Below are 19,976 nucleotides of genomic sequence, written 5' to 3'. Positions count from 1 at the left end.
GGAGAGCTCCTCGACGTCGTCTCCGCGCCTCCGCGCGCGGCGGACCGGCGCGGGGCCCGCTCCCGCCGAGGCGCCGTGATGCGGCACCCCGGCAGACCGAAGTCTTCGACCCAGAAGGACATCCACCGTGGACCTGTATGAGTACCAGGCGCGCGATCTGTTCGAGAAGCACGGCGTCCCCGTGCTCGCCGGCATCGTGGCGCAGACCCCGGAAGAGGCCAAGGCGGCCGCTGAGAAGATCGGCGGCGTGACCGTCGTCAAGGCGCAGGTGAAGGTCGGCGGCCGCGGCAAGGCCGGCGGCGTCAAGGTCGCGAAGACCGCCGACGAGGCGTACGAGCACGCCAAGGCCATCCTGGGGATGGACATCAAGGGCCACACCGTGCACCAGGTCATGATCGCGCAGGGCGCCGACATCGCCGAGGAGTACTACTTCTCCGTGCTGCTGGACCGCGCGAACCGCACCTACCTGGCCATGTGCTCGGTGGAGGGCGGCATGGACATCGAGACCCTCGCCGAGGAGCGCCCCGAGGCCCTCGCCAAGGTGCCCGTCTCCGCGCTGACCGGCATCGACGCCGAGACCGCCCAGAAGATCGTCGCCGAGGCGAACTTCCCCGAGGAGCTGCGCGCCGACGTCGCCGACGTCCTGCAGACGCTGTGGACCGTCTTCGAGAAGGAGGACGCCACCCTCGTCGAGGTCAACCCGCTGGTGAAGACCGGCGACGGCAAGATCCTCGCCCTCGACGGCAAGGTCTCCCTGGATGACAACGCCGAGTTCCGCCAGGAGGGCCACGCGGCCCTCGTCGACGAGCGCACCGAGGACCCGCTGGAGGCCAAGGCCAAGGCGAACGACCTCAACTACGTGAAGCTCGACGGCCAGGTCGGCGTGATCGGCAACGGCGCCGGCCTCGTGATGTCCACCCTCGACGTGGTGGCCTACGCGGGCGAGAAGCACGGCGGCGTGAAGCCCGCCAACTTCCTTGACATCGGCGGCGGCGCCAACGCCGAGGTCATGGCCAACGGCCTCGACGTCATCCTCGGCGACGAGCAGGTCAAGTCCGTGTTCGTGAACGTCTTCGGCGGCATCACCGCGTGCGACGCCGTCGCCAACGGCATCGTCAAGGCCCTCGAGATCCTGGGCGACTCCGCCACCAAGCCGCTGGTCGTCCGCCTGGACGGCAACGCCGTGGAGGAGGGCCGCCGCATCCTGCAGGAGGCCAACCACCCGCTGGTCACCCTGGCCGCCACCATGGACGAGGGCGCCGACAAGGCCGCCGAGCTCGCCCACTCCGCGAACTGACCGTTCGGAAAGACTGAGGAACAGCTATGTCGATCTACCTGAACAAGGACTCCAAGGTCATCGTGCAGGGCATCACCGGCGGTGAGGGCACCAAGCACACCCGCCTGATGCTCAAGGCCGGCACGAACATCGTGGGCGGCGTGAACGCCCGCAAGGCCGGCACCACCGTGTCCCATGAGGACAAGGACGGCAACGCCGTCGAGCTGCCCGTCTTCGGCTCCGTCACGGAGGCCATGGAGAAGACCGGCGCCGACGTGTCCGTCGCCTTCGTGCCGCCGGCCTTCGCCAAGGACGCCGCGATCGAGGCCATCGAGGCCGAGATCCCGCTGCTCGTGGTCATCACCGAGGGCATCCCGGTGCAGGACTCCGCCGAGTTCTTCGCCCTGTCCCAGTCGAAGACCGGCGCGGACGGCAAGCCGAAGACCCGCATCATCGGCCCGAACTGCCCCGGCGTCATCACCCCGGGCGAGGCCCTCGCGGGCATCACCCCGGCGTCGATCACCGGCTCCGGCCCCATCGGCCTCGTGTCCAAGTCCGGCACGCTGACCTACCAGATGATGTACGAGCTGCGTGACTTCGGCTTCTCCACCGCCATCGGCATCGGCGGCGACCCGGTCATCGGCACCACCCACATCGACGCCCTCGAGGCGTTCGAGGCGGACCCGGAGACCCAGGCCATCGTGATGATCGGTGAGATCGGCGGCGACGCCGAGGAGCGCGCGGCCGACTACATCAAGGCCAACGTCACCAAGCCGGTCGTCGGCTACGTCGCGGGCTTCACCGCCCCCGAGGGCAAGACCATGGGCCACGCGGGCGCCATCGTGTCCGGCTCCGCCGGCACCGCGGCCGCCAAGAAGGAGGCCCTCGAGGCCGCCGGCGTGAAGGTGGGCAAGACTCCCTCCGAGACCGCCGAGCTCATGCGTGAGATCATGAAGGGCCTCTGAGTCCCCAGATCTCGGGCTGATCCCGACGACGCGGGCCCCGTGCCTCCCGAGAGGGAGGTGCGGGGCCCACTGCGTTCTTGCTCCCGTGTTCCTGCGTTGTTCCTGCGTTGTTCCTGCGTCGTCCCCGCGTGCGGGAGGGCTGCCATGGACGCTGCCGCCGATGAGCTGGGCGCAGTACTGCCAGGTAACCCCCGAGGTTACCTGGCAGTACTGCGCCCAGCTCAGGTGGACGCCGCCTGTTGCGCCTGTCGCGCCTGGTGCTGCCGTGGCGGCCCTTGCACCCGTGGCCGAACCCCGGAGCACCCGGAGGTCAGCCCACGTCGCCGCCCACCAGCATGCCCAGCACGTAGGTCACGGCGGCGGCGCCGTAGCCGATCGTGAGCTGGCGCAGGCCCCGAGCCAGCGGTGAGGAGCCGGACAGCAGCCCGACCACACCGCCGGTGAAGAGCAGGGCCACGCCCACCATCGCCGCCGCCAGGCCCAGGGCCCACAGCCCGGACATGCCGAAGATGTACGGCAGGATCGGGATGAGCGCGCCGGAGGCGAAGAACGCGAAGCTGGACAGGGACGCGCTCCACGCGGAGCCGATCTCCGCGAAGGAGCCCGAGTGGTCCACCGGTCCCTGGGAACCGTCGGGACGGGCGGAGAACTGCGGGTTGCAGTCGCACGTGAGATAGCCGAGGCGCTCGAGCGCGCGGTGCTCGGCGTCCTCGGGCGTCATGCCGCGGGCCAGGTAGACGAGCTTGAGCTCGTTGTGGTCCAGGTCCAGGTGCTGGGCCGCCTCGAGGGTGATCTGGGTGGGGGAGGAGGCCTCGAGCAGCTCCCGCTGGGACCGCACCGAGACGTACTCGCCGGCCGCCATGGACAGCGCGCCCGCCAGCAGGCCGGCCACGCCGGTGAACAGCACCACGGACGACGCCACGCCCGTCGCGCCGATGCCCATCACGAGCGCGAGGTTGGAGACCAGCCCGTCGTTCATGCCGAAGACGGCGGCGCGGAAGTTGCCGGCCAGCTGCTCACGGCCCCGGGCGGCCAGGCCACGCACGACCTCCTCGTGGATGGCTTCATCCGCCACCATGCCCTCGGGGGCGTCCTGGTCCTCTGCGTAGGGAGTGTCCGACTCGGCGCGCTGGGCCAGGGCCAGCACGAACACGGAGCCGAAGATCCGCGCGAGCCAGCGCAGCAGGATGCGGTGCAGGGAGGGACGCGGCGGGTTCTCGGCGTGCTCGCCCAGGAGGGTCCGCCAGTGCTGTTCGTGGCGGCGCTCGGCCTCGGCGAGGCCGAGCAGGATGTCGCGCTCCACACCGTCCTTGCGGGCGGCGATGTCGCGGTAGATCTGGCCTTCGGCGATCTCATCGGCGAGGTAGCGGCGCCAGCGTCGGACCTGTTCACGGGTGGGTTCGGGCAGTGCCGCGGGGGTGGCGGCATGGGCGGGACTCATGGGGCTCCATCGGATGGGCGTGCGGGGATGGGCGGCGCCGTCGCGGGCCGCGGCGGCCGGGCGCGCTCGACCGGCCAGTCTACGCCGCCACTACCATGGCCGCATGGACGCAGCGCAGACCCCCGAAGGCCCCGAGGCCACCGCGCACGACGGCGGCCGGCCGGCCTGGCAGCGCCGCCTCCTGGCGGGTGGGGACGAGCCGGACCCCCGATTCACGCTCGCCAACGAGCGCACGTTCCTGGCCTGGGTCCGGACGTCGCTGGCGCTGCTGGCCGGCGGGGTCGCGGTGGAGGCGTTCACCGGCGCCCTGTTCGCGCCGCCGGTTCGGGTGGTGCTGAGCACGGTGCTGCTCGTCCTTGCGGCGCTGCTCGCCCTGGGCGCGGGCGCGCGCTGGCTCCGGGTGGAGCGGGCGATGCGCCGCGGCCGTCCGCTGCCGCTGCCACTGATCGTCCCGGTCCTGGCGGGGGGAGTCGTGCTGGCCGTCGTGGTGCTGATGCTCGCCGTCGTCCTGCCGCGGGGCTGAGGCGATGCGCCTGCATCACGACCCGGGGCTGCAGCCCGAGCGCACCGTGATGAGCTGGGGCCGCACGGTCCTGGCGCTGAGCGTCCTCAGCCTCACGTTCCTGAGGTGGTGGCCGGCCGTCGGCGCGTGGGCGTTCGGGCCTGCGGTGGTGGCGGCCGTCGGCGGGGCGGCGGTGCTGGCCACGCAGCGCCGGCGCTACGTGGCGCAGGCGCGCGGGATCGCAGAGGAGCGGGCCCGGCCGGCCCTGGCGTCGGTGGCCGGCATGGTCGCGCTGGTGGTGGGCTTGGCGGCCCTCGGGATCACTGCGATGCTGCTGCACGCGGCCTGATCCGCGGACGACGACGGCGCCCCTCACCTGCGCGGGCAGGTGAGGGGCGCCGTCGTGCCGCCGGAGGCGAACCGCTCAGCGGGCGATCATGCCGTGGGGGTCGATGACGAACTTCTCCAGGGAGCCCTGGTCGAACTCCGCATAGGCCTGGGGTGCCTCGTCCAGGCTGATCACGCGCGGGTTGACCATCTCCGTCAGGTACGGCATCCGGTCCCACAGGATAGACATCATGAGCTGGCGGTTGTAGCGCATGATGGGCGCCTGGCCGCCGATGATGTGGGGCGACTTGATCCAGGCCTTGCCGAAGTCCACCGGGAAGGTGCCCTCCTGCTCGGCCTTCGTCTCCGCGATCGGGTCCGGCCCGTAGATGCCGATGATGCCCGTGGCACCGCCCGGACGGGTGATGTCCAGGACCTGGTTCACAGCGGCGATGGGCTGCATCTCATCGGACGCGGAGCCCAGGCCGTGGGCCTCGGAGCCGACGCAGTCCACCGCGCAGTCCACCATCGGCTCGCCGAGGATGTCGTTCACGGCGTCCTGCAGGTTCTCCGTGACGGAGAGGTCGATGGTCTCGCAGCCGTGCTTGCGCACCAGCTCCAGCCGCGAGGCGTCCTGGTCGCCCACGATGATGCACGAGGCGCCCAGCAGCCGAGCGGCGGCCGCGGCGCACCGGCCCACGGGGCCGGCACCGGCGATGTAGACGGTGGAGCCGGGCTTGGCGCCGGCCTCCACGAGGCCGTGGAACGCCGTGGGGAGGATGTCCGAGAGCACGGTCAGATCCAGGATCTTCTCCATCGCCTGCTCCTGGTCCGGGAAGCGCAGCAGCTGGAAGTCGGCGTACGGCACGAACAGGTACTCGGCCTGCCCGCCCTGGAAGTTGCCCAGATTGAAGCCGTAGGCGGCGCAGGCCTGGTCCGGGTTGGCGGTCTCGCAGATCTCGGTGCGGCCGGCGCGGCAGTTGCGGCAGCGGCCGCAGGCCACGTTGAACGGCACGGAGACGAGGTCGCCCTCCTTCAGGAACTGGACGTCGCTGCCGATCTCCAGCACCTGGCCGGTCATCTCGTGACCCAGCACCATGCCCTCGGGCACGGGGAAGGACCCGCGGTAGATGTGCAGGTCGCTGCCGCAGATGTTGGTGGCGACGATCTTGAGGATGACGCCGTGCGGGGCGGCGGAGCCGTCAGGCATCTCCAGCTTGGGGAAGTCCAGCTCGTCGACGCGCACGTCCTTGATGCCGTGGAATGCCACGGCGCGGTTCTTGGTGGTCATGGGAACTGTTGCCTTTCTGTCTCCAGCGAGTCCCTTGGCGGGGCGGGAGGAGGGGCGAACCCGAGGGGGAGTCCCTGTCACGGGCTGTTCGGCAACACTAGGGGCCGGGGGGAGCCTGGGGGAAGGATCGCCCGCCGCCGCATCGCCTGGCCTGACCATCGTGCGGGCATCGGAGGACCGCAGGCCCCGGAATTCCTGGTCAGAGACGCTCTCGGGCCGCGGCGTCGACGCCGTGGCGGGAGCGCACGCGCCAGGCCTCGAGGACAGCGGGGTCGGTGGGCGGGGTCACCAGGCTGAGGAGGACGTACACGACGGCGGAGGCGGCCAGGCCGACGTAGATCGGCTCGTTCGCGAAGACGCCCTCGAAGGGCTCCGCCGCGTTCAGCTCGAGCCAGCCCATGGTGCCGAGGGTGCCCAGCGTCCCGACCACCATGGACCACAGGGCCGCCGTCCCGGTGCCCCGCTTCCACACGAGGCCGCCGACGATCGCGACGAACAGGCCGCCCACGAGGATGTCGTACGCGATGGTCAGGGCCGCCACCACGTCCGGGACGACGATCGCCAGCCCCAGCACGACGGCGCCGAGCAGCAGCACCCAGCCGCGGTTCGAGGCGAGATCCGCCGCGGTCTCCGGGGCCTCGTCCTCGGCGGTGGTGTCGTCCTCGGGGGCGGTGGCCTCGCCGCGGAAGATGGGGAGGATGTCCGTGCGCATCACGGTCGAGGACGCGATGATCGCGCCCGAGGCGGTGGACATCATGGCCGCGACGGCGGCCGCCAGGGCCACGCCGCCGACGCCGACGGGCAGCAGGTTCTGGGCGACCCACGCGAACACGTCGTCCTTGGTGGCGATGTCCGCGGTGACCGTGCGGGCGGCCATGCCGATCACTGCGCCTGCGAGGCCGTAGACGATGCAGTACAGGCCCGCGGTGGCGCCGCCGATCTGCGCCACGCGCGGGGAGCGGGCCGTGAACACCCGCTGCCAGACGTCCTGGCCGATCAGCAGGCCGAGGGTGTAGACCACGAAGTAGGTGATGATCGACTGCACGCCGATCCCGTCCCAGCTGAAGAACTCGGCGCCCAGGCGCTCCTGCATGGCACTCCAGCCGCCGGCGTTGGCCAGGGAGATGGGGAGCATGAGGGCGAACAGGCCGATGGTCATGATGAGGAACTGGGCCATGTCCGCCAGGGTGATGGACCACATGCCGCCGAGCACGGAGTAGGCCAGCACGATGCCGCCGCCCACCAGGACGGACAGCCAGCGGTCCCAGCCGAAGAGCACCACGAAGATCGACGCGTAGGCGCCGGTGGAGGTGGCGGCGAGCATGAGCGTGTACGCGAGCATCACGAACGACGACGCGTGGGATGCTCCCCCGCGGCCGTAGCGCAGGCGGAGCATCTGCGAGACGGTGTAGATCTTCAGGCGGGCGAGGATCGGGGCGAACGCCACCGACAGGATGAGCACGCCGACGCCGATGGCGGCCACGAGCCACGCACCGGAGAGCCCGAACTGGTACCCCAGGCCGACGCCGCCCACGGTGGCGGCGCCGCCGAGCACCGCGGCGGCCATGGTGCCGGTGAACAGCGCCGGCCCGAGGCGACGGCCCGCCACAAGGTAGTCCTCCGCGCTGGCTGCGCGGGTCTTGCCCCACCAGCCGAAGGCGAGCATGCCGACCAGGTAGACGGCGACGATGGTCAGGTTGATGGTCACGGGTGGTCCTTGGGGCGAGGGGATCCACGGCGCCGGGGATGCGGAGGCGCTGTGGGCGAGCGGGGCGCGGCCAGCGTGTTGCCGATCACACGATCAGGGTCTATGGTAAACATATGTTGTCCATCGGGCAACATGCCGTCCAGGATGACATCGCGACGTCGCCCGACGCGAGGAAGGAGCGCGATGAAGGCCCTCCCGCTCGAGACCGCACCGGCCCAGGCCTTGATCGGTCGCCGGCTGCGCGCGCTGCGCGAGGCGCGGCGGCTCACCGTGGCGCAGCTGGCCGAGGCGGCCGGGGTCAGCAAAGGTTTCCTCTCCCGCCTCGAGCGAGACCTGACGAGCCCGTCCGTCAACACGCTCGTCACCCTGTGCCAGGTGCTCGGCGCGAGCCCGGGCGACGTCCTGGACGCGCCCGAGGTGACGGTCGTGCGCCTCGCCGACGCCCCCGCGGTCAGCCTCGGCGGCGAGGGCATCCGCGAGCGCCTCGTCACCCCGCGCGGCAACCGCGACCTGCAGATCCTGCGTGCGGACATCGCACCGCACGGTCGCGGAGAGGCGGAGCTGTACACCGTGGACTGCCGCGTGGAGGCGGTGCACGTGGTCGCCGGCCGCCTCGAGCTGCGGACCACCGAGGCCGTGCACCTGCTGGAGGAGGGGGACACCGTCACCTTCCCCGGCCGCGAGCCCCACTCGTGGACCAATCCGGACGGCCACCCCGCCGTCGTGCTGTGGACCCTCGTGGGCCACGCCTGACCCCGTGCGGCGCGCCCGCACCTGACAGGCCCCACCGACCAGACCGCACCGAACTGAACCACCCAGAGAGGACATCCAGATGCTCGAGATCCCCCGCGTCGAGGACAACGGCCGCATCGGCCCCGTGAACTCCGCCCTCGTGCCCCGCTACGGCGGTGCCCCCACCTACGCCCTGCTGCCCCGCCTGGACGAGGCCGCGGCCGCCGGCGTCGCCCCGGAGATCAAGGTCGTCGGCGTGCCGTTCGACGCCGGCGTCTCCTACCGCCCTGGCGCGCGCTTCGGGTCCGGCCATGTGCGTCAGTCCTCGCGGCTGCTGCGCCCGTACAACCCCGCCACGGACACCTCGCCCTTCGCGCAGGCCCAGGTGGTGGACGCTGGGGACATGGCGGTGAACCCGTTCAACATCGGCGAGGCCATCGAGGCGATCCAGCAGGACGCGATGGACCTCACCGAGGACGGCGCCTCGCTCATGATCATCGGCGGCGACCACACCATCGCCCTGCCGCTGCTGCGTGCCGCCTCCGCCCGCGCGGGTGAGCCCGTGGCCCTGCTGCACTTCGATGCCCACCTGGACACGTGGGACACCTACTTCGGCGCCGAGTACACCCACGGCACGCCGTTCCGCCGCGCCGTGGAGGAGGGGATCCTGGACACCGAGGCCATCTCGCATGTGGGCACCCGCGGCCCGCTGTACGGCAAGAAGGACCTCGACGACGATCACCGCATGGGCTTCGGCATCGTCACCTCCTCGGACGTGTTCCGCAAGGGTGTGGACGAGATCGTGGACCAGCTGCGTCAGCGCATCGGGGACCGGCCGCTCTACATCTCCGTGGACATCGACGTCCTCGACCCGGCACACGCGCCGGGCACCGGCACCCCCGAGGCCGGCGGCATCACGAGCCGCGAGCTGCTCGAGATCCTGCGCGGGCTGCGCGGCCTGGACATCGTGGGCGCCGACCTGGTGGAGGTCGCCCCGGCCTACGACCACGCCGAGCTGACCGGCGTCGCCGCCTCCCACGTGGCCTACGACCTGATCACCCTGATGGCCGACCGCCGCGCCTCCCGCGCAGCCGCCGGCGAGGAGCCGGGCCGATGAGCGCGGAGCAGACGACGACGGCGGCCCCGCGGCGCAACGGCGGCGACCTGGCCGTGGAGACCCTGCACGCGCTCGGCGCCAGGACCGTGTTCGGCATCCCGGGCCAGCACGCGCTCGGGCTGTTCGACGCGCTCTCCCGCTCGCCGCTGGAGTTCGTCTCGAACCGCGTGGAGAACAACGCGGCCTTCGCGGCGGACGGGTACGCCCGGGCCACCGGCGAGGTCGGCGTGCTGTTCCTCTCCACGGGCCCGGGCGCGCTGACGTCCCTGGCCGGTCTCCAGGAGGCCTACGCCACGGGCGTGCCCATGCTCGTCATCGCCTCCCAGATCCCGCTCTCGGGACTCGGGGCGCGCCGCAAGGGGATGCTGCACCAGCTGGACGACCAGAAGGCCTCCGCGAAGAACGTCACCAAGGCCCAGTTCACGGTGCACCACGCCTCCGGCATCCCCTCGGCCATCCAGGACGCGTGGGCGGACGCCGTCACCGTGCCCCAGGGCCCCGTGTGGGTGGAGATCCCGCAGGACGTGCTGCTCGGGGAGGTCATGGTGCCGCCCGTGCAGGACGCGCTCGCGGTGCCCTATGACCACCCGCCGCGCGCCGAGCTCGTGGACGAGTCCGTGCGCTGGCTGAAGGACGCCTCCCGCGTGGCGATCGTGGCCGGCGGCGGCGTGCGCCGCTCCGGCCGCGCCGCCATGGAGTCCCTCAAGGATGTCGCGGAGCTGCTGCAGGCCCCCGTGGTCTGCTCTCCCGGTGGCAACACGGCCTTCCCGTGGGAGCACCCGCTCTCCCTGGGCGGATGGGTCGAGGACCGCGTCGTCACGGACCTGCTCGAGGACGCCGAGGTGCTCCTCGTGGTCGGCTCCGCGCTCGGCGAGGTCACGTCCAACTACTTCACGCTCGAGCCCCGCGGCCGCCTCATCCAGGTGGACGCGGAGCCGCGCGTGCTGGAGACGAACCACCCCACGCTCGGCGTCCGCGCCGACGCCGGCCAGATGCTCGCCATGCTCGCCGACGCCCTCCGCGGGGCCGGCGTCACCCGTGCCCAGCGGGAGGCGGGCTGGCACGGCCGGGCCGCGGCCGACGTCGTGGCCGAGACCAACGCTCGGGTCATCGCCCGCCTCGACGCGCAGGACCTCGGCCGGGAGCGCCGCCTCATGGCGGACATCCGCGCCGCGGTCCCGGCGGGCATGCAGACCTACTGGGACATGACCATCGCCGCGTACTGGGGCTGGAACTGCTGGGACGCGCAGGACGGCGAGTTCCACTCGGCGCAGGGCGCCGGCGGCCTCGGCTACGGCTTCCCCGCGGCGTTCGGCGGCGCGCTGGGCCTGGCCCACCTCGGCCGGACCGGCATCGACGGGCGCGTGCTCGCCGTGGCCGGCGACGGCTCGGCCATGTACTCCATCGCCGAGCTCGCGGCGGCGAAGCAGCACGATGCGGCGGTCACGTGGCTGATCGTCGACGACGGCGGCTACGGCATCCTCCGCGAGTACATGGAGGGTGCGTTCGGCAAGGCCACCGCCACCGAGCTCGACCGGCCGGACTTCCAGCGGCTCGCGGAGTCGTTCGGGGTCCCGGCCGAGACGGTGACGGTCGAGGATGTGCGGGGCGCGCTCGAGAGAGCGTTCCAGGCCGAGGGGCCGAACGTCGTCGTGGTGCAGACGCGCCTGGCGATGTGGGCGCCGAGCCACCTGGGGGAGGCCCCGGAGGTCTGATCCGCCCCCGCCTGAGCGACGAGCCCGGCGGGACCTCAGTACAGTGGCGCCATGACCACTGTGAGCCCCGTCACTGCCCGCTCCGAGCACCGCGCCGACGTCGTCGTCCTGGGGCACGGCCTCGCCGGGCTCGTGGCCGCCGCCGAGCTGCTCGGGGCGGGCCGGCGCGTGGTGCTCGTGGATCAGGAGCGCGCCGCCGACCTCGGCGGGCAGGCGTGGTGGAGCTTCGGCGGCCTCTTCCTCGTGGACTCGCCCGAGCAGCGGCGCCTCCGCGTGAAGGACTCCGTCGACCTGGCCTGGTCCGACTGGCAGGCCACCGCGGGCTTCACCGACCACCCCGACGACGCCATGCCCCGCGCGTGGGCCGAGGCCTACGTGCACTTCGCCCACGGGGAGAAGCGCGCCTGGCTGCGCGAGCGCGGCCACCGGCTCTTCCCCGTGGTCGGCTGGGCGGAGCGGAAGGTCCCCGCGCCCGGCGTGGGCGGCAACTCCGTGCCCCGCTTCCACATCACGTGGGGGACCGGCCCGGGCATTGTGGAGCCGTTCTCCCGCATCGTCGAGCGCGCCGCCTTCGACGGCCGCCTCACCTACCTGCCCCGCCACCGCGTCACGCGCCTGATCACGGAGTCCGGTGCCGTCACGGGCGTGGAGGGCCACGTCCTCGCCGACGACGACGGCGCCCGCGGCACGGCCTCGAGCCGCACCGTGGCGGGGGAGTTCCGGGTGGGCGGGGCCGCCGTCGTGGTGGCCAGCGGCGGGGTGGGCGCCGACCACGACGCCGTGCGCGCCGCGTGGCCCGACCGGTTGGGGACTCCGCCCGCCGAGATGCTCTGCGGCGTCCCCGCCTCCGTGGACGGCTCCGGCATGCGGGCGGCCCGGGAGGCGGGCGCCGCTCTCGTGCACCCGGACCGCATGTGGCACTACACGGAGGGCGTGGCCAACCACGACCCGATCTGGCCTGGTCACGGCATCCGGATCCTGCCCGGGCCGTCGTCGCTGTGGCTCGACGCGACGGGCCGGCGCCTGCCGCATCCGCGTTGGCCCGGATTCGACACCCTCGGCACGCTGCAGGACATCCGCTCGCCCGGCTCGACGGCGGCGGGCGGCCGGGCCACGGAGCAGCGGCCCCCGGCGGACCACACGTGGTTCGTGCTCAACCGGCGGATCATCGGCAAGGAGTTCGCGCTCTCCGGGTCCGAGCAGAACCCCGACCTGACCGGTCGCTCGATCCGCCAGGTGCTGGGCCGCGTCACGCAGGACGTGCCCGGCCCCGTGCAGGCGTTCCTGGATCGCGGCGAGGACTTCGTGCAGGCCGACTCCGTGGGGGAGCTGGTCGCGCGGATGAACGCGCTCGTCCCGGACGGCCCCGCGGTGGACGAGGCGGCGGTGCGGGCCGCCGTCGCCGAGCACGAGGCCGGGGCCGAGCGCCCCGGCGCGGACCGCCAGGTGGACGCCGTGCGCGACGCACGCCGCTACCTCGGCGACCGGCTCATCCGCACGGCCGCCCCGCATCGGCTCACCGATCCGAAGGCGGGGCCGCTCATCGCGGTGCGCCTGCGCACGCTGACCCGCAAGACCCTCGGCGGGCTGCACACGGACCTGCAGGGGCGGGTGCTGGACGCCGGCGCCGCCGTGATCCCGGGTCTCTACGCGGCGGGCGAGGCGGCCGGCTTCGGCGGGGGCGGCATGCACGGGCACCGCGCGCTCGAGGGAACGTTCCTCGGCGGGTGCCTCTTCAGCGGCCGCACGGCCGGACGGGCCGCCGCGGCCGAGACGGCCTGATCAGTCCGTGCGGTGCGCGTCGATGCTGGCCGCGCCGTCGTCGTCGGTGCGCTCGGGGTGCTTCCCGAACGTGAAGTGGCGGCCGCTCAGGCGGGTGACGTCCACGCGGACGTAGTAGTCCTTCAGTGTGGGCACCCACGGCGTGATGCCGAGCGCCTCGGCCTCGGTCACCTCCGCCTCCATCTCGAGGCGGCGCGCGGTGCCGCGGGCGAGCACGGACCACGCCTGGTCGGCCAGGATGCCGTCCGCCTGCACCACCACGTTGGGGTTGACGGCGAGCTCCGCCAGCTTCGAGCCGGGGGCCGTGCGGAAGTACACGCCGCCGTCGTGGACGCGCACGTTCACGGGCACGATGTCCGGCTCGCCGTTCACGGCCAGGCCGAGGCGCGCGTGGCGGGTGTGCCCGAGGAGCCTCCACGACTGCTCGTCGGTCAGGGTGAGCACGGGCTCGCCGTCGGCGTGCGGGAACATCAGCCCGTCGCCGGGGCGCGCCGCGGGGTCGAGGCGCTGCATCGGGGGAGCGGTGGGGTCCTGGTGTCGATCGGTCATCACGGCCTCCTCGGGGGGTGAGAGGACGGCGCCACGGGATGCGACGCCGGTCACGTCTCCACTCTAGGCCCGGCCGTCGGCGCGGACGGCCAGCAGCTCGCCCAGCACCGCCTCCGCGGTCGGCGCCGCCCGGTGCGGGGCGAGCGCCAGCGCGAACGCCGCTTCGTGCGCGCGCGGCGAGTCCGGGGTGAGGCCGGCGGCGCCGGGGCCCGCCGGCGTCAGGTACGCGCCTCCGGCCCGGCGCAGGATGAGCTGCCCCGCCGCGACATCCCACGGCTTCGTGTCCACGAGCAGCGCGGCGTCCGCCCAGCCGGCGGCCACGTGGCAGAGCTCGAGCGCTCCGGACACCGTTCGGCGCACCGTGGCGTACGTCGCCACGAGCCGCCCGAAGCGGCGCAGCGCGCCCTCGCCCTCCGCGTCCAGCGCCTCGCCCGCCGGATAGGAGGTCACGACGTTCAGCGCACGCTCACCGCCGGCGGGGGCCGGGCGCCCGACCTCGGCCAGCGGCGCGTCCCCGAGGTACGCCCCGGCCTCGTCGGCGGAGAACGCGAGCCCGTTGACCGGGTCCAGCACGACGCCGGCCACCACCTCGCCGTGCACGGCGGCCGCGATGGACACGGAGAACATGGCGAAGCCGTGCGCGAAGTTGGAGGTGCCGTCGATCGGATCCACGATCCACTCGAGCGGGGGAGCGCCCTCGGCGTCCGCGCCGCCCCCGTGGCGCCCGAGCTCCTCGCCGAGCACCCGTGAGCCCGGCACCGCGGCGGTCAGTGCGGCGACGATCCGCTCCTCGGTCCTCCGGTCGTGCACGGTGACCAGGTCGTGGTGGTTCGACTTGGTCTCGGCGGACGCCGGGGCGCCGCGGGTGGGGCCGGCACGGAACGCCGCGGCCAGCGCGGGCGCCACCGCCCGGGCCGCCGAGAGCGCGACGGCGCGCAGGGCGCCGGGGGATGGGACGACGTCGTGGGGGGAGGCGGCGGGGGCGACCATGGCTCCCAGCGTAGGCGCGGGGGACAATGGGGGGACCCGACGCAGAGGAGACGCCCATGAGCGAGGACCGCACGCTGACCGGCCCCCAGGAGCCCACCCCGGAGCGCGTGGCCGCGGTGCGCACCCTGCGCGCGGTGCTGGCCGGGGGCGAGGGGACGCCGGAGGGCGTGCCCGCGGGGGATGCGCCGTCCCTGTCCGCCGACGACGACCGCGTGATGAGCGGGCTGATCGCCGCGCAGGAGCTCTCCGGCGTGGACCTCGACTACCTGCGGCACGTGGACGCCGTGAGCGACCGCGGGATCGCCGCGGCCTCCCTGGCAGACCTCGGCACGCTGTTCACGTACGTGCTGCGGGGTGAGCGGTTCTCCGAGGGTCACATCCGGGCGGCGATCGCCACGGGCAAGGTCGCCCGCATGCTGGACCGCCTCGCGGAATGGGTGCCCGAGACCCGCTGAGACCCGCGGTCGCCGCGGTGCACTACCCTCGGCGGTGGACGCCGCGGGGCCGCACGCACCGGGCGGCGCCTCGGCCCCTGCTCGCGGAAGGACGCCCCCGTGCCCCGCCCCGTCGCCTCGAACTCCGCCTACTTCCCCGGCCTGGACGGCCTGCGCGCGCTCGCGGTCCTGCTCGTGGTGGCCTACCACCTGGGCGTGCCGCACGCCTCCGGCGGCCTGCTCGGCGTGGGCGTGTTCTTCACCCTCTCCGGCTTCCTCATCACCGCGCTGCTGCTGCGCCGGCACGAGCGGCACGGCGACCTCGACCTCAAGGACTTCTGGATCCGCCGCTTCCGGCGTCTGCTGCCGGCCGTCGTCCTGGTGCTGATCGCCGTGCTGGCCGCCACCGCGCTCGTGGAGCCGGGGGAGTGGGACGAACGCGTCGGCGAGTCCCTCGCCGCCCTGTTCTACGTGGCCAACTGGCACACGATCCTCACGGGCGGCAGCTACTTCGAGCAGATGGACGGCCCCGGTCCGCTGGACCACCTGTGGTCCCTCGCCGTGGAGGAGCAGTTCTACCTCGTCTGGCCCCTCCTTCTGCTCGGGCTGCTGGCGCTCACCCGCGGCCTGGGTGGACGGCGGCGCACCGTGGTGCTGTTCGTCGTCGTCGTCCTGCTGGGCGCGGCGTCCATGGTGCTGCTGGCTCTCCTCGCGGATCCGCTGGGGGACACGACGCGGGCCTACGAGGGCACCGACACGCGGGCCGGCGGCCTGCTGTGGGGCGCGGCCCTCGCGCTCCTGTGGCGGCCCGCGAGCGTGGGGCGGGTGCGCGGCGCGGCCGTCTGGGCCCTCGACCTCGTGGGCGTCCTGGGCCTCGCCGGGATCCTGGCCCTGGTGGCCACCACGGACCAGGACTCGCCCTCCCTCTACACGTGGGGCATCGCCGCGCTGACCGTGGCCACGTGCGCCGCCGTCCTTCCCCTCGTGCACCCCGCGTCCCGGCTCGGCCGCGTCCTCGGCGTCGCGCCGCTGCGCTGGATCGGCGCGCGCAGCTACGGGATCTACCTGTGGCACATGCCCGTGGTCGCCTTCCTGCCGGACCGCGCACTCTACGGCCAGCCCGTGCTGCGCGGGGCCCTCATCCTGGGGCTCACCCTGCTCATCGCGGCCCTGTCCTGGCGGTTCGTGGAGGACCCCATCCGCCACCACGGCCTCCGCGCCGTCCTGACGGGCCGCGCGCCCGCGCGGCGGTCCGGGGCGGAGGGGGCGACGACGTCGGGCGCCTCCGCGCGCTCGCGGGGGTCCCGCGGGGTGCGGTCCGGCCTGGCCGCGGCGGCCGTGGCCGTGCTCGCCGCGGCGGGCCTGGCCGGGCTGACGGCCCTGCCGCAGACCTCCACCAGGGAGATCGTGGCGCAGGCCGGGCACGCGGACCCGGCAGTGCAGGACGCCGACCCGGCTCAGGGCGCCTCCACGCCGCCCGGGGAGGGCCCCGGCTCACCCGTGACGGCCCCGGCCTCCGCGGCGAGCCCGTCGGCCCCCGCGCCCGCCACGACCTCCTGCACCGAGGTGGTGCACATCGGCGACTCCAGCTCCCTGGCCTCCGGCAACACCGACGCGACCGTGATCAAGGACCCCGCCCTGCGCATCACGGCCCAGTACGAGGACGTGGGCGTGGAGGAGGTCGTGGAGGACATCCGGCCCGGGCGCGGGATCGTCGAGCGCTTCGAGAAGGACCCGGGCCAGACCAACGCCGTGCAGGCCATCACGGCCCATCTGCCCGACCTCGACCCGGACGGCTGCTTCGTGGTCAACGTCGGCATGAACGACGCTGCCCTGTTCACCAAGGTGGACATGTGGGACCAGCGGGAGCCGCGGATCGACATGGTGATGAAGGCCGCCCAGGGCCGACGCGTCCTGTGGGTGGACGTGATGCTGATGCCGTGGGCCGCCCTCCCGAACTACACCATGGAGGGTGCGGCCCGTTTCAACGAGGGGCTCGTCGCTGCCACCGAGCGCCACCCCAACCTGTGGGTCTACGACTGGGCGCACGACGCGGCGGACCGCCCCGAGTGGTTCGGTGAGAAGGACTCCCTCCACAACACCGTGGCCGGGGCGGTCGCGAAGGCCGCGAACATGGCCGAGGCCCTCACGCTGGCCTTCCCCGCCGGCCGGGAGCCCTCCACGGAGCGGGTCATCGTCGTCGGGTGAGAGCCGCACCCCCCGGCGCACCCCCGACCGGGCCCATGCGACATACTGGGGCCCATGCCCGCCGACGCCGCCCGCACCGATCCCGCCCGCCCGCCGCGCCAGGCGGGGGTTCCGACCCCCGCCGAGAACATGGCCACCCACCTCCAGGAGAGCTGGAACCGGTGGCACCGTGGCCGCGCCCTGCGCGCCGGCCACGTGCCCACGGTCATGGCGTTCACGGGCTACGGCTCCACCTCGTGGGTGCGGGTCCTCTCCCGCGTGGTGATCGCCAACGACGCCGACTTCCTCAACGGCCGGCGTCTGTCCAAGGTCGTGGCCGACGGCGTGCGAGGCTGGCGCAACTTCGTGGCCCCGCCCATGGCGTACGCCGAGGTCACGGTCACCGTGGGGGAGCGGACCACCACGGTGCGCGCCGACCGCATGGGTGTGGTGGACGCCGTCATCGACGTCCAGCTGGAGCCCGGCTGGCAGACCGCCACGCTGGACGTCGGCGACGAGGAGTCCGTGACCATGGACCTCTACATCGCGGACCCGGCGGCGCGCGTCGGCCTCGTCTCGGACATCGACGACACCGTGGTGGTCACGTCCCTCCCTCGCCCGATGCTGGCCGCGTGGAACTCGTTCGTGATCGACGAGCACGCCCGCACGCCCACTCCGGGCATGGCGGTGCTGCTGCGGCGCATCGCCGAGCTGGAGCCGCACGCGCCCGTGATCTACCTGTCCACGGGCGCATGGAACGTGGCGCAGACCCTCTCCCGCTTCCTGGGCCGCAACCTGTACCCGCTGGGCGCGCTGCTGCTCACCACGTGGGGTCCCACGAAGGACCGCTGGTTCCGCTCCGGCCAGGAGCACAAGGTCACCCAGCTCCAGCGCCTGGCCGAGGAGTTCCCGGATATGCAGTGGATCCTCGTGGGCGACGACGGCCAGCACGACCCCGAGATCTACGCCGACTTCGCGCATCGCCACCCGGACAAGGTCAAGGCGATCGTGATCCGTCAGCTGACCCCCTCGGAGGCCCTGCTCGCGGGCGGCCGCGCGGAGGGCACCCGTCAGTCCACCCCCGGCATCCCGTGGTGCTACGGGCCGGACGGGGCCGCCCTGTCCGAGCAGCTCGAGAAGCTGGGCATCCTGCCCGTGGAGTTCGTGGACGTGCACCCGGAGGGCTGGCGGGAGGACATCCTGGGCGACGACGCGACGGTGCTGGGAGTGCGGGAGACATCGGACGAGGCGGCGGAGGACGACGCGCTGGCGCGGCGTTCCGTGGCGGAGGGCTCGTGACCGGCTCCGCGGAGCTGCGCTCCGTGGAGGTGCGCATCCCGCTGCGCTGGGCGGACATGGACGCCTACGGCCACATCAACAACATCGCCGTGGTGCAGCTGCTTGAGGAGGCGCGCGTGGCCGCGTTCGGCGTCCCCTCGGGGACAGGCGCGGGCGGCGGGGCGCCGGCGCCGATCGATCTGCTCGAGGGCGTGGGCGAGGGCGTGCGCACGTTCATCTCCGAGCACACCGTGAAGTACCGCGCGCAGATGCCGTACCGGCCCGTGCCGCTGCGCGTTGTCGTGAGCGTGGACGCGGTGAAGGCGGCATCCGTGCACGTGGGCTACCGGCTGCACGACGGCGTGGACGACGCCCTGTGCGCCACCGCCACGTCCGTCATGGTGTTCGTCGACGGCGCCACCGGCCGCCCGGTGCGGGTGACCCCGGAGCAGCGGGCGGCACTGGCCGGCTGAGGTGGGCCGCTGACCGGTCGGCAGCCGCCCAGCGACATCACCGCCGTGCAGCACGGCTGCGATGTCGCAGAGCGGAGGTCGACCGCTCGGGCTCGCAGAGTCGAGACAGGGCCCGCGGGATGGCCGCGGATCAGACCGAGCGGGGGACGCCCGCGGCGGTGAGGATCCGCGCCAGCCGGTCCGGCCGCAGGAGATCGCCCCACGTCCAGTGCGCGCCCGCCCGGGTGACCAGCTGCAGGGCCACCTCCCGTTCCTTCTCCCGGCGGATGCTGGCGCGGCGGGCCGTGTCGTCACCGTCGAAGAACGACAGGTCGTACTTGCCCAGCCCGTCGAACTCCCCGTACACCCGCACCTGCTCCCACCAGAAGTCCGTGCGGGCCACCTCGCGTCCGTTCGCATCCCGGTGGCGATGCTGCAGCGCCGTGGGCGGGACGAAGCCGAGCTCGTGGAGGATGGCCCGGCTGTAGGACTCCCCGGCGGATTCCGCCCGCGCGTCCGCGAAGTGCCAGGCCCGCTCGAATCGGCGGAGGGCGGCCGCGGATTCGAGTCGGCTCTCCGCCTGCCTCGCCCAGCGTGCGGCCTCTTCGGGCCGGGCTCGGACGAGCGCGTCCAGCGGGGCCACGGCGTCGCGGAACGGGGTGGCCGCCCCCAGCACCAGCAGCACCGTGGGCAGCGGATCCGCCAGGACGGTTCCCAGGCTCTGCCCGTCCGACAGGACGGCCCCGACCGGCTGAGGCGCGGCGGGGGCCGCCTCTGGCAGCCCCCATCGGGGTCGGCGGCGCGGCGGGACGGGAAGCCGGCGATCGTGGGCCACCACGGAGGGGGCGAAGGGACGGCGGATCAGCGGCCCGGCGCCGTGATGCCCGGGCGAGGGGGCGCGCAGCTCGAGCGCGGGCGGCTCGACGGCCGGCCCCAGACCGTGCAACCGGGCCGCGGTCAGGCCCGTGAACACCGTCGCGGGGCGGGCGATCGAGAGGGCGACGGCGGACACGACCGCCCTGTCCCACGGACGCAGCGCGGCCCAGTCGCCGGCGCTGATGTAGACGCGCGGGCAGAGCCGCACGAGGACCCCGCGGGTCCAGGCGCGTTCGAGACGGCGCCGCGCCGCCCCGTCGTGGGGGTCCGCCGCGCTGAGCAGGGGCCCGCGTCCCGGGAGCAGCGCACGCGCGTGGTCGGAGAGCTGGGTCATGCGGCCCAGTGTCGTGGGCC

18 protein-coding genes are annotated in these 19,976 nt (G+C 73.5%); 12 read left to right on the top strand and 6 right to left on the bottom strand.

What is annotated here, in order from left to right; genetic code table 11:
• Positions 1–127 precede the first annotated feature (127 nt).
• Together sucC and sucD are read left to right on the top strand one after the other, a co-directional pair.
• Positions 128–1,297, top strand: coding sequence for an ADP-forming succinate--CoA ligase subunit beta (sucC, locus tag AB0302_RS07575; RefSeq protein ID WP_248115363.1), 1,170 nt, complete (start codon positions 128–130; stop codon positions 1,295–1,297).
• A 26-nt stretch (positions 1,298–1,323) separates the two neighbouring features.
• Entirely contained in the window at positions 1,324–2,241 is a 918-nt protein-coding gene (sucD, locus tag AB0302_RS07570; protein ID WP_366371092.1) for a succinate--CoA ligase subunit alpha, read from the top strand.
• Positions 2,242–2,551: 310 nt separating this feature from the next.
• On the opposite strand, the gene AB0302_RS07565 is transcribed toward sucD, so the two are convergent.
• Positions 2,552–3,682 carry a VIT1/CCC1 transporter family protein gene (locus AB0302_RS07565; protein WP_366371090.1) on the bottom strand — a complete coding sequence of 377 codons (1,131 nt, stop codon included), beginning with the start codon at positions 3,680–3,682 and terminating at the stop codon, positions 2,552–2,554.
• 103 nt (positions 3,683–3,785) lie between these two features.
• On the opposite strand from AB0302_RS07565, the gene AB0302_RS07560 reads away from it, so the two are divergent.
• Entirely contained in the window at positions 3,786–4,205 is a 420-nt protein-coding gene (locus AB0302_RS07560; RefSeq protein WP_366371088.1) for a DUF202 domain-containing protein, read from the top strand.
• A 4-nt stretch (positions 4,206–4,209) separates the two neighbouring features.
• Positions 4,210–4,533: a DUF202 domain-containing protein gene (locus AB0302_RS07555; protein WP_319075190.1), complete on the top strand. Its 324-nt coding sequence runs from the start codon at positions 4,210–4,212 to the stop codon at positions 4,531–4,533.
• 75 nt (positions 4,534–4,608) lie between these two features.
• On the opposite strand, the gene AB0302_RS07550 is transcribed toward AB0302_RS07555, so the two are convergent.
• Positions 4,609–5,802 carry an alcohol dehydrogenase catalytic domain-containing protein gene (locus tag AB0302_RS07550; protein ID WP_319075188.1) on the bottom strand — a complete coding sequence of 398 codons (1,194 nt, stop codon included), beginning with the start codon at positions 5,800–5,802 and terminating at the stop codon, positions 4,609–4,611.
• Positions 5,803–6,001: 199 nt separating this feature from the next.
• The gene (locus AB0302_RS07545) at positions 6,002–7,510 is read right to left on the bottom strand and encodes a sodium:solute symporter (protein WP_319075186.1); all 1,509 of its coding nucleotides are present in this window, start codon (positions 7,508–7,510) and stop codon (positions 6,002–6,004) included.
• Between the two features lie 183 nt (positions 7,511–7,693).
• Here AB0302_RS07545 and AB0302_RS07540 point away from each other — a divergent pair, with 183 nt between their 5' ends.
• The 4 genes from AB0302_RS07540 (at position 7,694) to AB0302_RS07525 (ending at position 12,856) form a co-directional block, all read left to right on the top strand.
• On the top strand, positions 7,694–8,263 hold the full coding sequence (locus AB0302_RS07540) for an XRE family transcriptional regulator (RefSeq protein WP_366371085.1): 570 nt from the start codon (positions 7,694–7,696) through the stop codon (positions 8,261–8,263).
• A 79-nt stretch (positions 8,264–8,342) separates the two neighbouring features.
• Positions 8,343–9,359 carry an agmatinase gene (gene speB, locus AB0302_RS07535; RefSeq protein WP_366371083.1) on the top strand — a complete coding sequence of 339 codons (1,017 nt, stop codon included), beginning with the start codon at positions 8,343–8,345 and terminating at the stop codon, positions 9,357–9,359.
• Positions 9,356–11,074 carry a thiamine pyrophosphate-binding protein gene (locus AB0302_RS07530; RefSeq protein WP_366371081.1) on the top strand — a complete coding sequence of 573 codons (1,719 nt, stop codon included), beginning with the start codon at positions 9,356–9,358 and terminating at the stop codon, positions 11,072–11,074. The genes speB and AB0302_RS07530 overlap by 4 nt, the downstream gene beginning before the upstream one ends.
• 51 nt (positions 11,075–11,125) lie before the next feature.
• Complete coding sequence (locus AB0302_RS07525) at positions 11,126–12,856, top strand: FAD-binding dehydrogenase (RefSeq protein WP_366371079.1); 1,731 nt, start codon at positions 11,126–11,128, stop codon at positions 12,854–12,856.
• Here the strand turns inward: AB0302_RS07525 and AB0302_RS07520 are convergent, their stop codons facing one another.
• Positions 12,857–13,405 (bottom strand): pyridoxamine 5'-phosphate oxidase family protein, encoded by a 549-nt coding sequence (locus AB0302_RS07520; protein WP_366371077.1) that lies wholly within the window; start codon positions 13,403–13,405, stop codon positions 12,857–12,859. It lies immediately after the preceding gene.
• 63 nt (positions 13,406–13,468) lie between these two features.
• Positions 13,469–14,395 carry an inositol monophosphatase family protein gene (locus tag AB0302_RS07515; RefSeq protein ID WP_319075179.1) on the bottom strand — a complete coding sequence of 309 codons (927 nt, stop codon included), beginning with the start codon at positions 14,393–14,395 and terminating at the stop codon, positions 13,469–13,471.
• A 56-nt stretch (positions 14,396–14,451) separates the two neighbouring features.
• On the opposite strand from AB0302_RS07515, the gene AB0302_RS07510 reads away from it, so the two are divergent.
• From AB0302_RS07510 to AB0302_RS07495, 4 genes are all read left to right on the top strand, one after another.
• Positions 14,452–14,850, top strand: coding sequence for a DUF6508 domain-containing protein (locus tag AB0302_RS07510; protein WP_366371075.1), 399 nt, complete (start codon positions 14,452–14,454; stop codon positions 14,848–14,850).
• Between the two features lie 99 nt (positions 14,851–14,949).
• Positions 14,950–17,037: an acyltransferase family protein gene (locus tag AB0302_RS07505; RefSeq protein WP_366371073.1), complete on the top strand. Its 2,088-nt coding sequence runs from the start codon at positions 14,950–14,952 to the stop codon at positions 17,035–17,037.
• A 54-nt stretch (positions 17,038–17,091) separates the two neighbouring features.
• A complete protein-coding gene (locus AB0302_RS07500; protein ID WP_319075175.1) occupies positions 17,092–18,315 on the top strand; it encodes a phosphatase domain-containing protein in 1,224 nt (407 codons plus the stop codon).
• Positions 18,312–18,767 carry a thioesterase family protein gene (locus AB0302_RS07495; protein ID WP_366371071.1) on the top strand — a complete coding sequence of 152 codons (456 nt, stop codon included), beginning with the start codon at positions 18,312–18,314 and terminating at the stop codon, positions 18,765–18,767. Before AB0302_RS07500 ends, AB0302_RS07495 begins: the two co-directional genes overlap by 4 nt.
• Positions 18,768–18,897: 130 nt before the next feature.
• Here the strand turns inward: AB0302_RS07495 and AB0302_RS07490 are convergent, their stop codons facing one another.
• Complete coding sequence (locus AB0302_RS07490; protein ID WP_248115378.1) at positions 18,898–19,956, bottom strand: hypothetical protein; 1,059 nt, start codon at positions 19,954–19,956, stop codon at positions 18,898–18,900.
• Positions 19,957–19,976: the final 20 nt, after the last annotated feature.

It is taken from the genome of Micrococcus sp. NPDC078436, assembly GCF_040702705.1.
Taxonomy (GTDB): Bacteria; Actinomycetota; Actinomycetes; order Actinomycetales; family Micrococcaceae; genus Micrococcus.
This window is presented reverse-complemented; position numbering and strand designations above follow the sequence as displayed.

Coding starts and splice junctions, on each gene's coding strand:
- sucD (WP_366371092.1), top strand. CDS start 1,324: ATGTCGATCTACCTGAACAAGGACTCCAAGGTCATCGTGCAGGGCATC.
- AB0302_RS07565 (WP_366371090.1), bottom strand. CDS start 3,682: ATGAGTCCCGCCCATGCCGCCACCCCCGCGGCACTGCCCGAACCCACC.
- AB0302_RS07560 (WP_366371088.1), top strand. CDS start 3,786: ATGGACGCAGCGCAGACCCCCGAAGGCCCCGAGGCCACCGCGCACGAC.
- AB0302_RS07555 (WP_319075190.1), top strand. CDS start 4,210: ATGCGCCTGCATCACGACCCGGGGCTGCAGCCCGAGCGCACCGTGATG.
- AB0302_RS07550 (WP_319075188.1), bottom strand. CDS start 5,802: ATGACCACCAAGAACCGCGCCGTGGCATTCCACGGCATCAAGGACGTG.
- AB0302_RS07540 (WP_366371085.1), top strand. CDS start 7,694: ATGAAGGCCCTCCCGCTCGAGACCGCACCGGCCCAGGCCTTGATCGGT.
- speB (WP_366371083.1), top strand. CDS start 8,343: ATGCTCGAGATCCCCCGCGTCGAGGACAACGGCCGCATCGGCCCCGTG.
- AB0302_RS07530 (WP_366371081.1), top strand. CDS start 9,356: ATGAGCGCGGAGCAGACGACGACGGCGGCCCCGCGGCGCAACGGCGGC.
- AB0302_RS07525 (WP_366371079.1), top strand. CDS start 11,126: ATGACCACTGTGAGCCCCGTCACTGCCCGCTCCGAGCACCGCGCCGAC.
- AB0302_RS07520 (WP_366371077.1), bottom strand. CDS start 13,405: ATGACCGATCGACACCAGGACCCCACCGCTCCCCCGATGCAGCGCCTC.
- AB0302_RS07515 (WP_319075179.1), bottom strand. CDS start 14,395: ATGGTCGCCCCCGCCGCCTCCCCCCACGACGTCGTCCCATCCCCCGGC.
- AB0302_RS07510 (WP_366371075.1), top strand. CDS start 14,452: ATGAGCGAGGACCGCACGCTGACCGGCCCCCAGGAGCCCACCCCGGAG.
- AB0302_RS07500 (WP_319075175.1), top strand. CDS start 17,092: ATGCCCGCCGACGCCGCCCGCACCGATCCCGCCCGCCCGCCGCGCCAG.
- AB0302_RS07490 (WP_248115378.1), bottom strand. CDS start 19,956: ATGACCCAGCTCTCCGACCACGCGCGTGCGCTGCTCCCGGGACGCGGG.